The sequence below is a fragment of the Drancourtella sp. An12 genome (genome assembly GCF_002160935.1).
GTDB lineage: Bacteria > Bacillota > Clostridia > Lachnospirales > Lachnospiraceae > Sellimonas > Sellimonas catena.
Map to the genome: position 1 here is coordinate 73,905 of NZ_NFLO01000001.1, position 14,617 is coordinate 88,521.

Below are 14,617 nucleotides of genomic sequence, written 5' to 3' on the forward strand. Positions count from 1 at the left end.
AAAATTATAGAAAATTCTGACAATTATTTCCGGAGGAAAGGAAAGCTTTTTGGTTGCGTATTAGGAAAAAAGGTATTATAATAAGGAATACGTAAATCCAAGTAAATAAGGAGGAATTCAAAATGGCTTTTCAGGTAGAAAAAACTACGACGATTGGCGAGATTGTAAATACACATCCAGAAGTTGCTCCGATCCTTATGGAAGTAGGAATGCACTGCCTTGGATGACCGGCGTCTCAGATGGAGTCTCTGGAAGAGGCCGCGATGGTTCATGGCATGGATGCAGAGTTATTGACAGAAAAGATCAATGCTTTTTTAAAGGCCAATGAATAAACCGTAAGGTATAGAAAAAAGCACCGTCTGCAGGTGAGTAAATTCTGCAGACGGTGCTTTTTTCGGTGCTTTATTTTACAGACTTGCAAGACGCTGAACAGCTTCGCGGGAAATGAGCATCTCGCAGTGCTCTTCCAGATATGCAAGAGACGCCGGAGTACTCTTTTCAAGAATACCGTATTCGGTCAGCATATTGCAGATTTTACTGAAATCACTTTTTGAATGTCCTGACTGTGTGACGGCCAGAATAAAGAATCCGTCGGACGGATCCTTATAGAGCGTATTGACGCCCTGATACATTGGAGAGAGAAGATGCGCCGCTTCAATCACCCGTTCAAGAGAGCCAAACGAGAACAGCCGGACAGCCGGGCGGATGGACGCTTCGGGCTTTCCATTCTTTCCGGGCATCTCTGCGACCGCCTCTTTGACTTTGTTGAGAAGCTGCAGAAACTCTTCCGCACCCTCAAGCTTGTCTGGGACAGCCTTTTTGGATGTATCTGTATCATCGAACGGAGAAGGAGCAAATTTGGAAAAACGAGTATCCAGCTCTTCCGGATCTTCTACCTTTGTAATGATGAGCACGATGGAATCCGATGATGATGGAATCGCTTCGATCATGAGCGGAATATCGTCAGCCTCAAAACCGAATTCAAAGGCTGCCTGCTGCATCATGTCATGGAAAAGTGATTTCGCTTTTTCGGTACCGTAGGCAAGCTCGCTGATCTTTAAGTGTCTGTCCTCGAGATCGGCACGTGTCAGGGTACAACGGATTTGATTTTCATTGATCTTTTCAATTTTCATATAATCACTTCCTAGCTGTAAATAATCTTATACTTACTCAATAGTAGTATAAACAAAAAATAAAATTCTGTAAATAAAATTTAGAAAAAATACTTGCATTCGCAGAAAACAGGAGTATAATATCTGGACAGAGGTAGTATTCCCGGATGACTGTGTACAGTAATAAAGGAGGGGATATTTACGAATCTATTTTCCGGTCAGCATTTCTGCATATAGTTTATGCAAAGCAGTCCTTGATTTATCTCACTAAAAGCATTTCTGCAATCAGTTCGATAGAATCAAAATAGAGCATATCACAATTATTCTCAGTTTATATTCATTTAATCACAAAAGAACCCACTAAATAAATTCAGACGATTCATGATTTTGAAAAATAACGGGAACGGTGCTACCTTTTTCAGCATACGGGGTATCATAAATAATATATCACGATAAGAAACCTGTGCACTTCACAAGGGGATACTCCGGGCCGCAGTCATAGAAAAAGGTTTTTCAAAATTCTGTTTCAGATTATCAGAAAGAAAAGGGAAACAGTATGGAGAGCGATATTATAGAGGACGAGCAATACAGGAATCTGTTTGTAGAACTCTCGGAGTATGAGCGGATGGGAGTACGGATGAAAATGAACGGACATCCGGCCAGTCCGCTGCAGATTGCGTCCGCACATGCAGTGAAGGAAGAACTTTCCTATATGAGAGACTATGTGGCGGATGAGAACGGTAAAGTTAAAGAAGTCAGATTTGTGAAACTGTCAAACATAAAGTAAAAAGCGATAATCCCCCTTTACGCAGAAACAGGTAGTGAACAGAGCCGAAAATGTCAAAATTATTAATGACGTGCAGAAGAAATCTTGATATAATGTGAGCGTATACAGGAGGTATGGACATGGATGAAAGACGAGGCAAAAGGAGACCGGATGGACGGCCGGCCAGAAAAAGACAAAGGCCGGTACAGCAGCAGGATCCAAGACGCCGGAATCAGGAAAGCAGACGCCAGAAAGAGCTTGAGATGCGCCGCCAGATCCGAAGACGGAAAAAGAGAAGAAAACGCATCCTGATTCTTCTTCTGCTCTTACTTATCGCAGTGATCGCAGCAGGAATAGTATTATGGATCAGATATGGCCCGTCGAGGGAAGAAGCAGATAAAAATGAGTATTTTGGTATTACAGACACCAGCCAGGTGGGACTTGCGATCGACAATCAGATTCCAGATGTAAAGAGCATGAAAGAAGGAAGCGAAGTCTATCTGGATTTCGATTCTGTACACGATTACGTAAATCAGAGATTTTACTGGGACTCTAATGAAAACCGGCTGCTTTATACTTTACCGGACAGGACGCTCAGCATTCCGGCTGGCGCGACAGAATTTGAATCCGAAGATGGAACACAGACGAGAGACTATGAAATTGTAAAAGTGGAAAATGATACCGTTTATCTCGCGCTGGATTTTGTAAAAGAATATACGGACATGTCACTGGATGTCTATGAAAATCCGGACAGAGCAGTGATTGTAACCAACAAGGAAGAAAACCACGCCAGGGTGAGCAAAGATACCGAGGTCCGGATCCTGGGAGGTGTAAAGAGCCCGATCCTGACTGAAATCAGTAAATCAGACGACGTGGTTGTCATCGAAGAAGCCGGATCCTGGATGAAAGTGAGAACCGTGGACGGGTATATCGGTTATGTGAAATCCAATACCCTGGAAAAAGCCGAAAAACAGACACGGAAATCTGAATATGAAGAGCCGGAATATACCAATATTCAGAAAGACTACAAGATCAATCTGGCATGGCATCAGGTTACAAGCCAGGCGGCCAATGAAAATGTGGCCTCCGTCATTGCAGGAACGACAGGACTGACTACAATTTCTCCAACCTGGTTCACAATCCAGGATACAAACGGCAATATTACGTCTCTCGCAAGCAGTGCCTATGTGGATGCCGCACATCAGGCAGGGCTGGAAGTATGGGGGCTGGTTGACAACTTTACCAATCAGGTCGATACACTTGCGGTATTAAGCAACACACAGAGCAGGGCCAATATGATCAGCCAGCTGATTACCGAGGCACAAAACAGCGGACTTGACGGCATCAACGTGGACTTCGAGCAGATCACCGAGGAGATGAGCGACCACTATATTCAGTTTATCCGGGAATTATCTGTTGAGTGCAGGAAGAACCAGATCGTTCTTTCCGTGGATAACTATGTACCTGGATTTACAAGCCATTACAACAGAGAAGAACAGGGCATTGTAGCAGATTACGTGATCATCATGGGATATGACGAACACTTCGCGGGCTCTGAAGAAGCCGGCTCTGTTGCATCGATTGACTTTGTAAGAGAAGGTATCACAGAGACACTCAAAGAAGTACCAAAAGAGAAAGTCATTAACGGACTTCCGTTTTTCACGAGGCTGTGGATCGAATCATCCAGCGGCCTGACAAGCCAGGCGATCGGCATGCAGGAGGCAGAAACGGCCGTAGCCAATGCAGGCGTGACAGCATCCTGGGATGAAGAGACCCAGCAGAACTACGCAGAGTGGACTGCAGACGGAAACACGTACAAAATATGGCTTGAAGACGAACAATCCCTGGAGGCCAAGCTCAAAGTCATGCAGGAATACGATCTTGCAGGAGCAGCCGCATGGAAACTCGGATTCGAAAAATCAGGTATCTGGGAACTGATCTCCAGGTACGTGAACGGATAACAGAATACAAAAAGAAAATAAAAACTGAATAACGAACAAAGAAAGACGGAGCCGCTTGCCTCGAAGCGGCTCCGTTATTTTTGTGGAGGCTGTAGGGGACGTGTTCCGGTGCACAGGTACACGACGTAAACGGCAAAAAAACGCTCGGAACCCGCATAAAATAAGGCAAAACTCGAATTTTCAGATTTTTTTCATCGGGGACAGGTTCCTTTTCATCGGAACACGTCCCCGATGAAAAGTCTATCGTACAGTCTTTATTCATATATTTGTTTTAAAGACGGGAACGTAAAGGGATTATGGTATGGCGGATAAAGTGAAGTGGGTGCTGGCACTTCTGATTCTTGTTTTTGTGTTGTACGGGATACAGAAGGTGGAGAGTATAGTGACGCAGGGAGAAGTACAGGCGCAGAAGGCGGATGTAGTGATTGATGCCGGACACGGAGGGAAGGATCCGGGGAAGGTCGGTGTTAATGACGCGCTTGAAAAGGATATTAATCTTCAAATTGCAGGGAAGCTGAAGGAGGAACTGGAGGCAAGGGGGATTTCGGTTCTGATGACACGGGAAGAGGATCAGGGGCTGTATGATGAAAATGCTGATAATAAGCAGGTGCAGGATTTAAAGCGGCGGGTAGAATTGATTAATGAGACGGCCCCGGCACTTGCGGTCAGTATTCACCAGAACAGTTATCCTTCGCCGGATGTGAGCGGTGTTCAGGTTTTTTATTATGAGCATTCGAAAGAGGGGGAAGAGATGGCCTCGGTCGTGCAGAAGCAGATGGAAAACTTGGAGGGGACAAAAAACCGGCCGGTAAAGGGCAATACGACTTACTATCTTCTGAAACGTACAGAAGTCCCGACATTGATTATTGAATGCGGATTTCTGAGTAATCAAAGCGAAGCTCAGAAACTGACGGAGGAGGATTATCAAAATTCCCTGGCCAGAGTGATTGCCGATGGTATCGAGGAATGTCTGCAGTGAAGGGTTCCGAAAAGAGGATGAGTGTGTTATAATAAAATTTATGGAAACAAGAATAGAAAAAATTGACAGAATGCAGATCGATGAAACGATCATGGAAACAGCGGGAGAAATCATAAAGCAGGGAGGCCTGGTCGCATTTCCAACGGAGACCGTTTACGGCCTGGGGGCGAATGCGCTTGATGAGGAGGCGGCGAGAAAAACATATGCGGCAAAAGGCAGACCTTCTGATAATCCACTGATTGTACATATTGCAGAGAAAGATGCACTGGATGGAATTGTGGAAGAAATTCCGGCAGGAACAAGAACGCTTGTTGATAAGTTCTGGCCGGGCCCGCTTACCTTGATTTTGAAGAAAAACGAAAGAGTACCGTACGGAACGACGGGAGGACTTGACACGGTTGCGGTGCGTATGCCGGACGACGAGATTGCGCTGCAGCTGATCCGGAAAGGCGGAGGTTATGTTTCTGCACCGAGCGCAAATACATCGGGGCGCCCGAGTCCTACGACTGCACAGCATGTTGCGGAGGATCTGGACGGAAAGATCGATATGATTCTGGATGGAGGCAGTGTCAATATTGGAGTGGAATCCACCATTCTGGATATGACCTGTGTGCCGCCGATGATTCTAAGACCGGGTGCAGTCACGAAAGAAATGCTGGAAGAGGTGATTGGTGAGGTCAGGATGGATCAGACCCTGATTTCGGAGAACAGCAGCCAGGCTCCAAAGGCTCCTGGTATGAAATACCGTCATTATGCACCGAAAGCGCAGATGATTCTGATCGAGGGGAAGCCTTCAGATACAGTTCTTGCGATCAAACAGCTCGCATATGATAAGGCGATGTTTGGGAAAAAAGAAAATGGAGAAGGATACCGGATCGGTATTATTGCTACTGCAGAGACGATGAGTCAGTATACATACGGAACCGTGAAAAGTATCGGAAGCAGGGAAAACCGTCGGACAATCACGAAAAATCTGTATGGAATTCTCAGGGAATTTGACGAAGAAGGCGTGGATATTATCTACAGTGAAGGTTTTTTCGGAGAAGCAATCGACACCGCCATTATGAATCGTCTATTAAAAGCGGCAGGCCACAAGCGGATTCCTGCCTCCGAGATTATCAAGCTGCAGGAATACCGGAAGATCATTTTTGTGAGCAAGGATGATAACTGTCGAGGCCCGATGGCAGAGCGCCTTCTGCAGAGGCAGATTCTTCTGCAGGAATATGACATTCAGTCCAGGGGCATGATCGTACTGTTTCCGGAGCCGTTAAATCCGAAAGCAGAGGAAATCATGCGGAGAAATGGTGTGGACACGACAGAGCATGAGGCCCTGCCTTTTGAGGAGAAAGATATTACTCCGGATACCCTGATTCTGACAATGGAGAAAGCGCAGAAGAGAAAAATTATTACAGAGTATGGATTCCACAGCAACATTTTCACTTTGGGTGAATATATCGGAGAAGAAAAGGAAGTGGAGTCCATGTACGGAAAGTCTCTGGAGGAATATGAGGAATCCTATATGGAGTTGGAAAATTATATGAGAAAACTGGCTAGAAAGCTGAATATGGAGGCAAAGGAAAAATGGGAAGAGTACATATAATGGACCATCCGCTGGTTCACCATAAAATTGATTATATCCGCCGCAAAGAGGTTGGAACAAAAGAATTCCGTGAGATCATTGAGGAGATCTCCATGCTGATGTGCTATGAAGCGACAAGAGGGCTGAAACTTGCGGATGTGGAGATTGAAACGCCGATTTGCAAGATGACAGGAAAAGAGCTGGCGGGCAGAAAGCTTGCTGTTGTCCCGATACTTCGTGCCGGCCTTGGAATGGTGGAAGGAATTCTGAAGATGATTCCGGCGGCAAAGATCGGCCACATCGGTCTTTACAGAGATCCGGAGACATTGCAGCCGGTAGAATATTACTGCAAGCTGCCGTCAGACTGCGATAAAAGAGAGGTCTTCGTGGTAGATCCGATGCTTGCTACAGGCGGATCCAGTTCCGAGGCGCTCACCATGCTGAAGGAAAAAGGGGTAAAAAATATGACATTCCTCTGTATCCTTGCAGCACCGGAAGGACTGGAAAAGCTTCGGGAAGATCATCCGGATGTGGACATTTATGTTGGGGCGCTTGATGAAAAGCTGAATGAACATGGATATATTGTACCGGGGCTTGGAGATGCAGGAGACCGTATCTTCGGAACCAAATAGCAGGAAGGTGATAAAATGAACGCCAAGAGAAAAGATTATCTGTCCTGGGACGAATATTTTATGGGAATTGCCATGCTGTCCGGCATGCGTTCCAAAGATCCGAATACCCAGGTAGGATGCTGCATTGTGAGCCAGGATAATAAAATCCTTTCTATGGGTTATAACGGGCTGCCGAATGGTTGCTCCGATGATGAGTACCCGTGGGCCAGGGAGGGGGATGATCCGCTGGAGACCAAATATGTGTATGCGGTCCACAGCGAGTTGAATGCCATTCTGAATTATGGAGGAGGCAGCTTGAAGGGAGCCAAGATTTATGTTTCCCTGTTTCCGTGTAATGAATGTGCAAAAGCCATTATCCAGGCAGGCATTAAAGAAGTAATTTATGACTGTGACAAGTATGAGGACACCGCCTCTGTGATTGCATCAAAACGGATGATGGATTCAGCAGGAGTGAGATACTATCAGTATCACCGGACAGGCCGGGAAGTAAAGATTAAATTATAAATTCTGCTTCCTGATCAGGAAGTATCTATAAAGAGGGACATTCTGAGATTCCAGGGAATCCGGATGCCCCTCTTTATTCATTATGCGAAATACTGATGAAACTATAAAAAAACTAGATGAGTTCCTGCCCGGGGAGGACAGTACTGTCAAGTACAAACTGTCGAAAATGCTGCACGCATGGCGGCAGAAAGATGCGGCTGTCGTGTACCATAAAAAGATTTCGTTCACATGCGGGGGTATTGATCTGCAGAATCTTGAGATCCAGCTTTAAGAGTAAATCCATATAAGGTACGACTGCAATACCAAAGCCTTGTGCAGTCAGCCCGGCAATGACCTGATCCTCTTCTGTCTCGTAGGCGATCTTTGGTTCTGTGTTTATGTCGGAAAACATCTGATCAACCACGGCACGGATACCTGAGCTTTTATCAAAAAAGATCTGTGGGTAGGGAGCTGTCTCGGCCAGGTCAACAGTATGGCGGGAGGCAAGCGGATGTCCTTTTGGGACAATCAGAACAAGATCCTGCTTCTGTACCGGAACCGCTGTGAAGTTCAGTCTGTCCGGCGGCTGAGAACAGAAGACCAGGTCATATTTCCGCTTTGAAAGGCCGTCCAGAAGGCTTTGTGTCACCCCGGTATGAAAGGTAAACTGGAGATCCAGATCGGGGTGTGCTTTTAAAAAGGCAGATGCCAGACGAGGGACAAACTCGACTCCCAGCGTCCGCAGAAGTCCAAGGCGGATCAGCCCTTCGCCCCGTGCACTGCGTCGGATAGATTCCATTCCGGCATCCAGAGTAGATAATGTGTGTTCTGCGCAGTCAAGGAATTCTTCGCCAAAACGGGTGAGTGTTGTATTTCGCCCGCTTTTTTCAAAGAGGGGAACCCCAAGCTCCTGTTCAAGCTGTGCGATTGCATGGCTTAAATTTGGCTGTGAAATACAGAGCTGCGCGGCTGCTTTTGTATAATGCTGTACATGCGCCAGGGTGACAAAGTAACGTAGATAAAATAAGTTCATACAGGCACGTCCTTCCCTTCCATAACGGTATCATCTAAATCATAAAAAATTTTATAACTTTATGTAAATTATTCATTTGCGAACCATTTATCTCCATACTAAACTGAATGGATGGAAAGTGTAAGGATATCTTATGGGGAGGAAAGAAAAAATGAGGGAGAAACAGATGGAAGCTGAGAAACCGGTGTGGAGAGGAGAAGCGGCACTTGTGGCGGCTGTTATTATGAATACGTTTGGAGTAGTACTGATGTTGTATTCCGGATCCGGAATATCTGCCATCTCCAGTGTGCCGTTTGCTTTTTCGGAGGTCTTTCCGCATCTTTCACTTGGGACATGAACCTATCTGTTTCAAGGGCTTCTGATACTGAGCCTTATGATTTTGAGGAAACGCTTTGTCCCGGAATATCTTTTCAGCTTTGTGGTGGGATTCGTGTTCGGAGAATTACTGGACGTTCATGAATTATGGATTCATATTCTGCCGGAGACAACCGGTTGGCGTGTCATCTATTTTGTTGTCAGTTATCTTCTGATCAGTTTCGGAATCGCGTTGTCAAACCGATGCCGTCTTCCGATTGTGCCGACGGACCTTTTCCCGCGGGAGATGGAGCAGATTACAGGAATCACGTATTCAAAAATAAAAATTTCTTTTGATGTTATCTGTCTGGCTGTGACTGCCGGAATGACAGGAATTTTTCTGGGACATCTGGATGGATTGGGAGCCGGAACGATTCTGGCGGCATTTACAATGGGGAAAAGTGTAGGGGTAATGGGCAGCTGGATGGACCGGCATGTGCGATTTACATCATTTTTGTCAGGAGAAAAGCTCTGCCGGTATGCAGGATGATAACCGGATGAATAGAAATAATTATGCGAAAAGGGACGTTGTTTTTGACGTCCCTTTTTCGGTGGACCTATGTTAATGCAGGGGTTCGTTTGGCCTGCTTGATAAGAAAACTGTATCGTTTACGGGCGGCATTCCCCTGAAAAATATAGCTGTCAATCAAATCCGGATCAGAGGCGTTTTGAAAGAGATTGTCGGCAGCTTCGATCTCCTTCCTGACAAGTGCAATCTCCGTTATAAGATCAGAATAAGAACTTCTGAGATAAACATCGGCTTCATAATGGTGATTCGTGTTTGTTGGCATGATATCCCTTCCTTCCTAAAGTTATAGTTATAGTATGTACAAAAACAGGAATAAAATACCAGTTTGGAAGAATAGAATGTACTAAAAGAAGCGGGGAGTATGAGATGAAAGAAAAGGGAATCGAGATCATCATCAACTTTATTGTCCGGGCTGTTCTTGGGGCGGCTGTTATCTTTTTTGTGAATCAGTTTCTGGATTCTCAGAAAATACCGGTTGCCGTAGGATTAAATCCGTTTACTGTTTTGACAGGCGGAATCCTTGGACTTCCTGGGGTTGCGCTCCTTTATGGCATTGTATGCTGGGAAATTTTGTGAGAGTTTCACAAAGATCAGGGAAATGAAAAAAACCGGTGGACAAAACTCTTAAACCGGTCTATAATGCATATCACAAAACAAAATTCTTTTGTTTTATCCGGATCACCCGGAGTCTTATTTGAAAAGCGTCGGGAAAGCGCTTATCTATATCAGAGCCGAATCGGCTGTAATGATTCATGAACAGACAAATGATTATATGCGGAGAAGAGGAGTTGTATGTACTGCGGCTTGCAGATATGATTGCCGACAGGGAAGAGCTGGATCTTCAGGTACAGGTCTGCACCTCTTTTGAGCAGGAAGAAAGACTGGAGGAGTTTCAGGAAGCAGAACTTCTGCTGATCGGGGATGAGATTCCCTACGAGAAGAGGCAGACAAGCAGAGCTGCCAGAAGATTTGTGCTGACAAGTCAGGAAGGAGCAGAGGTGGGGGAAGAGGAGGTCCCGGTCTATAAATACCAGTCCGTCCATAAGATTTTTGCCAGGATCATGGAAGTATGCCTGGATCACGACCGTGCAGGCCTGTTTCAGGTGCCGCGCAGAGATAATCAGCGTCTGATTGTCGTTTATTCTCCTATTCACAGAATCGGGAAAACACGTTTTGCGAGGGCGCTCGGATATGAGCTGTCCAGAGATGAAGAGACACTTTATATTAATATGCAGGAATATCCCGGATGGGGAATGCACAGGGAAGAAAAGAGCGCATCTCTGGCGGATCTTCTCTATTATTCCCGCCAGGAGCAGAATCATCTGGGGCTGCGTCTGACATCTATGGTGCAGGATCAGGAAGGACTGGCTGTTCTGGATCCGATACCGGTGAGCCGGGATTTGAAAGAGGTGGCATGGGAGGACTGGAATTCTCTGATTCTTCAGATCCTGAAGAAAGGTCCGTATCAAAATATGATCCTCGATCTCAGTGAAAGTGTTCAGGGCCTGTTTGAAATTCTGAAGATGTGTGATGAGTGGTACCTTCCCTATATCGAAGACGAGGACGAAGAGCGGAAACTGGAGCAGTTTTTTGACACACTGGAACTGATGGGATGCAGGAAGCTGCGGCAGAAGGCGCGGATGACAGAGATGAAGGGGGAGCCGGAAATATGTGTAAAGAAGGCATTACAGTATGATAAGAACACTGCATATGGAAAAGCTGCAGGAGCAGGTCATGGCGAAGCTGGATCTGTCGAGAGAAATCGAAGATGGCGAACTGGTCGAATTGATTTATCAGGTGCTGGAAGAGTATACCAAAGACAAGTACATTCCGCTCCGGATGAAGATGGAATTTGGTAGAGATCTGTTTAATGCATTCAGAAAGCTGGATATTCTCCAGGAACTTCTGGAGGACGAGTCGATCACTGAGATCATGATTAATGGACTGGAAAATATTTTTGTGGAAAAGGGAGGAGAGATTTATCAGTATGAAAAAAGATTTGTATCCCGGAAAAAGCTGGAAGATATCGCGCAGCAGATTGCCTCCGGCTGCAACCGGACAGTCAATGAGGCGGAACCGATCGTGGACGCAAGGCTTCCGGACGGCTCCAGGGTCAACCTGGTGCTTCCACCGGTGGCGCTCAACGGTCCGATTATTACAATCCGGAAGTTCCCGAAAGAAGGAATTACGATGAAACGGCTGATTGCCTGGGGAAGTATCTCCAAAGAAGCTGCGGAATTTCTGGAAAAGCTTGTAAAGGCAAAGTACAACATGTTTATCAGCGGCGGCACCGGTTCCGGAAAGACGACATTTCTCAATGCCCTTTCCCAGTTTATACCGGAGGACGAGAGGATTATTACTATCGAGGACAACGCGGAACTGAAATTACAGTCTCTACCCAATCTCGTAAGGCTGGAAGCCCGGAATGCCAACATGGAAGGAGAAGGAGAAATTGATATCCGTGAGTTGATCCGGACGGCACTTCGGATGCGTCCGGACCGCGTGATTGTAGGTGAGGTGCGAAGCGCAGAGACGATCGATATGCTGCAGGCTATGAATACGGGGCATGACGGTTCCTTAAGTACCGGTCATGGAAACAGTCCGAAGGATATGATAGGAAGGCTGGAAACCATGGTGCTCATGGGGATGGAGATTCCGATCGAAGCGGTACAAAGACAGATAGCATCCGGGATTGATATTATCATCCATCTTGGAAGGATGCGGGACAAGACCCGGAAGGTCCTTGAGATTCTTGAAATTACTGGATATGAGGAAGGCAGAATACAGATGCATACACTGTATGAGTTTCAGGAGAAAGGAAGCAGCCACGGGAAAGTGAGGGGAAGTCTTGTTAAAAAAGAGGAATTACAGAAAAAAGAAAAACTGCTGGCGGCAGGATATTAGAAAGGGAGAATATCTGACAGGATGCCTTGGAGCCGTGGGAGCGGCCGGGCTGACAGCGCTTTTATTCTACCGGTCCACAGTGGCGGCACTGGTACTTCTGCTCCCGGTGGGAGGAACATTTCTGTATGTCTGGGAAAAGGAAAAATTAAGAAGAAAAGAAAGAGAATTTACAAGACAGTTTCTGGATGCGCTTCAGTCGGTATCCGCCGCCTTAAATGTGGGATATTCTCTGGAAAATTCTCTGCTGGAAGCGGGAAAGGAAATGCGGATCATGTACCGGGAGCAGGACCGGATCTTAAAGGAATGGAATTATATGATCCGGCAGATGAAGATGAATATTGGAGTAGAGCGGATCCTGGAGGAGTTTTCCGAACGGATAGATCAGGAGGATGTCAGAAATTTTGTTACGGTCACTGCGACTGTAAAAAAGAGCGGGGGAAATATGGCAAGAGTGATCCGGCAGACAATTTCTCAGATTCAGGAGAAGGAGGAGCTGAATCAGGAAATCGAAACTGTAATCTCCGCCAAAAAGATGGAGTTTCTTGTCATGGCAGTAATTCCATTTGGAATGATCGCCTATATGATGCTCAGCTTTCCGGAATTTATGGAAGTTCTTTATCAGGGAGTCCCGGGCAGGGCGGTCATGACAGGATGTCTCGTTTTATATCTGGCAGCGTTTGGAACCGGGTTTCGTATGATACAGATTGAGGTGTGAGAGGATGGACATAAAAGCAATAGCAGTGACCGGAGCAGCATATTTAATTTTGCTGGTCCTGCTTTGGAAAACAGGAAAAGGGAAGATAAGAAACAGGGAAAAAAGAAAGCGGATCAGAAAGGGAATCTGGTTTTTCTTTCTTGTCAACACAATCAGCGTGGCCGTTTTTATATGGACGGGACAGGACAGGCCGGTGAAAGACGGGAAGATTGGAAGAAATCAGAAAGGCGGCGGAAGCCGGAATGAAACGGTGTTTGCGACGGTCGAGGGAGTGGATGAAGATATCCCGATTCAGATCCGGGTGGATGAGCAGGGATATACGAAAGAGGAGGCAGAAAAAATCCTTACGGACGAGGCAGAGAAGCTGGAAAAGAGAATTCTGGGAGAGAATCAGGATCTGGGGCATGTTACGTCAGATTTGAATCTGTTGACTTCTCTTCCGGATTATCCGGTATCCGTTCAATGGACGCTGGACGATTATCAGTACATAAGTATAGACGGAAGTCTTAAGGAGGAAATCCCGAAAGAAGGAATCGGGGTTCAGCTGACAGCTGTTTTAAGCTTTGATCAGGGAGCGGATGAAGCAGTAGAGCGGACGAGGGATATAACAGTGACGCTGTATCCGCCGAAGCTTCGGAATCCGGATGAGATCATAGAAGCTCTGGAGCAGTTGGTGGATTCAGAGAACGAAATCAGCAGGGAGGACGAAGCGCTGTATCTTCCGGATGAAATTGCGGGAAGAAAGGTTTCCTGGGGATACCGGTCAACCGTCAACGGGTATCAGGTGATGGGAATGGGAGTGCTGGTCTTTGTGGCGGCCGCTGCATGGAGAAGGCAGAAGGTAAATGATGCGGCAAGAGCCAGAAAAGAGCAGCTTCTCAGAGATTATCCGGAGATTCTGGAACAGTTTTCCCTGCTGATCGGTGCAGGGATGACTGTGAAAGGAGCATGGTACAAGATTGTGGAAAACTATCAGGAAAGACGGGAGACCGGGGGAAAACGGCCGGCTTATGAGGAGATGATGCGGACATGTTTTGAAATGCAGGGAGGTGTACCGGAAGGAGAAGGATATGAGAATTTCGGAAAACGGTGTCAGATACAGGAATATATGCGACTTGGACTTCTTCTTTCCCAGAATCTGAGAAAAGGAACGAGAGGCATTACAGAACTGCTCGGTCTGGAAGCAGTTCATGCCTTTGAGGACCGGAAAGCGCGGGCAAAGAGAAAGGGCGAGGAGACAGGAACGAAACTTCTCGTGCCGATGATCATGATGCTGGCAGTGGTACTGGTCATTGTTATTGTACCGGCCTTCTGGAGCATGGGAATTTGAAGGAATCCAAAGACAGGAAACAAAGGAGGTTGCAAAATGTTGTGGTTACAGATGAATGCAAGACGAATTTGGAACAGGATAGAAGAATGTCTGAAAGATGAAAGTGGAATTGGAGTGGTGGAAATCATATTGATTCTCGTTGTACTGATCGGACTTGTCATTATCTTCAAGACCCAGCTGACAGAGCTCGTTCAGACGATTTTCAATAAAATTACAAGTGAAAGCGGAAAGATTTAGAAA

Annotated in this window: 16 protein-coding genes and 1 pseudogene; 14 read left to right on the plus strand and 3 right to left on the minus strand. The window is 46.2% G+C overall.

The window, feature by feature from the left end; genetic code table 11:
* The first annotated feature begins 122 nt into the window (after positions 1 to 122).
* A complete protein-coding gene (locus B5E64_RS00365; protein ID WP_087166551.1) occupies positions 123 to 332 on the plus strand; it encodes a DUF1858 domain-containing protein in 210 nt (69 codons plus the stop codon).
* Between the two features lie 75 nt (positions 333 to 407).
* Here B5E64_RS00365 and B5E64_RS00370 read toward each other — a convergent pair whose 3' ends face one another.
* A complete protein-coding gene (locus B5E64_RS00370; protein ID WP_087166552.1) occupies positions 408 to 1,133 on the minus strand; it encodes an adaptor protein MecA in 726 nt (241 codons plus the stop codon).
* Between the two features lie 535 nt (positions 1,134 to 1,668).
* Between B5E64_RS00370 and B5E64_RS00375 the strand changes: the two genes are divergently transcribed.
* The 6 genes from B5E64_RS00375 (at position 1,669) to B5E64_RS00400 (ending at position 7,533) form a co-directional block, all read left to right on the plus strand.
* Positions 1,669 to 1,899, plus strand: coding sequence for a hypothetical protein (locus B5E64_RS00375; protein WP_087166553.1), 231 nt, complete (start codon positions 1,669 to 1,671; stop codon positions 1,897 to 1,899).
* Positions 1,900 to 2,018: 119 nt separating this feature from the next.
* Positions 2,019 to 3,839 carry a glycosyl hydrolase family 18 protein gene (locus B5E64_RS00380; protein WP_242960048.1) on the plus strand — a complete coding sequence of 607 codons (1,821 nt, stop codon included), beginning with the start codon at positions 2,019 to 2,021 and terminating at the stop codon, positions 3,837 to 3,839.
* A 301-nt stretch (positions 3,840 to 4,140) separates the two neighbouring features.
* Positions 4,141 to 4,818, plus strand: coding sequence for an N-acetylmuramoyl-L-alanine amidase (locus B5E64_RS00385; RefSeq protein ID WP_087166555.1), 678 nt, complete (start codon positions 4,141 to 4,143; stop codon positions 4,816 to 4,818).
* A 40-nt stretch (positions 4,819 to 4,858) separates the two neighbouring features.
* Entirely contained in the window at positions 4,859 to 6,418 is a 1,560-nt protein-coding gene (locus tag B5E64_RS00390) for an L-threonylcarbamoyladenylate synthase (protein WP_087166910.1), read from the plus strand.
* Positions 6,400 to 7,029, plus strand: a complete 630-nt coding sequence (gene upp / locus B5E64_RS00395) for a uracil phosphoribosyltransferase (RefSeq protein WP_087166556.1) — start codon at positions 6,400 to 6,402, stop codon at positions 7,027 to 7,029. Before B5E64_RS00390 ends, upp begins: the two co-directional genes overlap by 19 nt.
* 15 nt (positions 7,030 to 7,044) lie before the next feature.
* The gene (locus B5E64_RS00400; RefSeq protein ID WP_087166557.1) at positions 7,045 to 7,533 is read left to right on the plus strand and encodes a dCMP deaminase family protein; all 489 of its coding nucleotides are present in this window, start codon (positions 7,045 to 7,047) and stop codon (positions 7,531 to 7,533) included.
* Between the two features lie 112 nt (positions 7,534 to 7,645).
* On the opposite strand, the gene B5E64_RS00405 is transcribed toward B5E64_RS00400, so the two are convergent.
* Complete coding sequence (locus B5E64_RS00405; RefSeq protein WP_087166558.1) at positions 7,646 to 8,545, minus strand: LysR family transcriptional regulator; 900 nt, start codon at positions 8,543 to 8,545, stop codon at positions 7,646 to 7,648.
* A gap of 166 nt (positions 8,546 to 8,711) precedes the next feature.
* On the opposite strand from B5E64_RS00405, the pseudogene B5E64_RS00410 reads away from it, so the two are divergent.
* Positions 8,712 to 9,389: pseudogene (locus B5E64_RS00410) on the plus strand (DUF6198 family protein).
* Between the two features lie 67 nt (positions 9,390 to 9,456).
* Here B5E64_RS00410 and B5E64_RS00415 read toward each other — a convergent pair.
* Complete coding sequence (locus tag B5E64_RS00415) at positions 9,457 to 9,690, minus strand: YaaL family protein (RefSeq protein WP_087166559.1); 234 nt, start codon at positions 9,688 to 9,690, stop codon at positions 9,457 to 9,459.
* A 104-nt stretch (positions 9,691 to 9,794) separates the two neighbouring features.
* Between B5E64_RS00415 and B5E64_RS00420 the strand changes: the two genes are divergently transcribed.
* From B5E64_RS00420 to B5E64_RS00440, 6 genes are all read left to right on the plus strand, one after another.
* On the plus strand, positions 9,795 to 10,004 hold the full coding sequence (locus B5E64_RS00420) for a pro-sigmaK processing inhibitor BofA family protein (protein WP_087166560.1): 210 nt from the start codon (positions 9,795 to 9,797) through the stop codon (positions 10,002 to 10,004).
* 176 nt (positions 10,005 to 10,180) lie between these two features.
* Positions 10,181 to 11,287 (plus strand): hypothetical protein, encoded by a 1,107-nt coding sequence (locus B5E64_RS18260; protein ID WP_242958839.1) that lies wholly within the window; start codon positions 10,181 to 10,183, stop codon positions 11,285 to 11,287.
* The gene (locus tag B5E64_RS00425) at positions 11,190 to 12,332 is read left to right on the plus strand and encodes a CpaF family protein (protein ID WP_242960062.1); all 1,143 of its coding nucleotides are present in this window, start codon (positions 11,190 to 11,192) and stop codon (positions 12,330 to 12,332) included. The genes B5E64_RS18260 and B5E64_RS00425 overlap by 98 nt, the downstream gene beginning before the upstream one ends.
* On the plus strand, positions 12,277 to 13,047 hold the full coding sequence (locus B5E64_RS00430; RefSeq protein WP_087166562.1) for a type II secretion system F family protein: 771 nt from the start codon (positions 12,277 to 12,279) through the stop codon (positions 13,045 to 13,047). Before B5E64_RS00425 ends, B5E64_RS00430 begins: the two co-directional genes overlap by 56 nt.
* A gap of 4 nt (positions 13,048 to 13,051) precedes the next feature.
* Positions 13,052 to 14,377 (plus strand): hypothetical protein, encoded by a 1,326-nt coding sequence (locus B5E64_RS00435; RefSeq protein ID WP_087166563.1) that lies wholly within the window; start codon positions 13,052 to 13,054, stop codon positions 14,375 to 14,377.
* Positions 14,378 to 14,413: 36 nt separating this feature from the next.
* On the plus strand, positions 14,414 to 14,614 hold the full coding sequence (locus B5E64_RS00440) for a Flp1 family type IVb pilin (RefSeq protein WP_330616860.1): 201 nt from the start codon (positions 14,414 to 14,416) through the stop codon (positions 14,612 to 14,614).
* The last annotated feature ends 3 nt before the right edge of the window (positions 14,615 to 14,617 follow it).

What these genes read in the sequence shown, in the direction of transcription:
- B5E64_RS00370 (WP_087166552.1), bottom strand. Translation starts at nt 1,133, where the DNA reads ATGAAAATTGAAAAGATCAATGAAAATCAAATCCGTTGTACCCTGACA.
- B5E64_RS00375 (WP_087166553.1), top strand. Translation starts at nt 1,669, where the DNA reads ATGGAGAGCGATATTATAGAGGACGAGCAATACAGGAATCTGTTTGTA.
- B5E64_RS00380 (WP_242960048.1), top strand. Translation starts at nt 2,019, where the DNA reads ATGGATGAAAGACGAGGCAAAAGGAGACCGGATGGACGGCCGGCCAGA.
- B5E64_RS00385 (WP_087166555.1), top strand. Translation starts at nt 4,141, where the DNA reads ATGGCGGATAAAGTGAAGTGGGTGCTGGCACTTCTGATTCTTGTTTTT.
- B5E64_RS00390 (WP_087166910.1), top strand. Translation starts at nt 4,859, where the DNA reads ATGGAAACAAGAATAGAAAAAATTGACAGAATGCAGATCGATGAAACG.
- upp (WP_087166556.1), top strand. Translation starts at nt 6,400, where the DNA reads ATGGGAAGAGTACATATAATGGACCATCCGCTGGTTCACCATAAAATT.
- B5E64_RS00400 (WP_087166557.1), top strand. Translation starts at nt 7,045, where the DNA reads ATGAACGCCAAGAGAAAAGATTATCTGTCCTGGGACGAATATTTTATG.
- B5E64_RS00405 (WP_087166558.1), bottom strand. Translation starts at nt 8,545, where the DNA reads ATGAACTTATTTTATCTACGTTACTTTGTCACCCTGGCGCATGTACAG.
- B5E64_RS00415 (WP_087166559.1), bottom strand. Translation starts at nt 9,690, where the DNA reads ATGCCAACAAACACGAATCACCATTATGAAGCCGATGTTTATCTCAGA.
- B5E64_RS00420 (WP_087166560.1), top strand. Translation starts at nt 9,795, where the DNA reads ATGAAAGAAAAGGGAATCGAGATCATCATCAACTTTATTGTCCGGGCT.
- B5E64_RS18260 (WP_242958839.1), top strand. Translation starts at nt 10,181, where the DNA reads ATGAACAGACAAATGATTATATGCGGAGAAGAGGAGTTGTATGTACTG.
- B5E64_RS00435 (WP_087166563.1), top strand. Translation starts at nt 13,052, where the DNA reads ATGGACATAAAAGCAATAGCAGTGACCGGAGCAGCATATTTAATTTTG.
- B5E64_RS00440 (WP_330616860.1), top strand. Translation starts at nt 14,414, where the DNA reads ATGTTGTGGTTACAGATGAATGCAAGACGAATTTGGAACAGGATAGAA.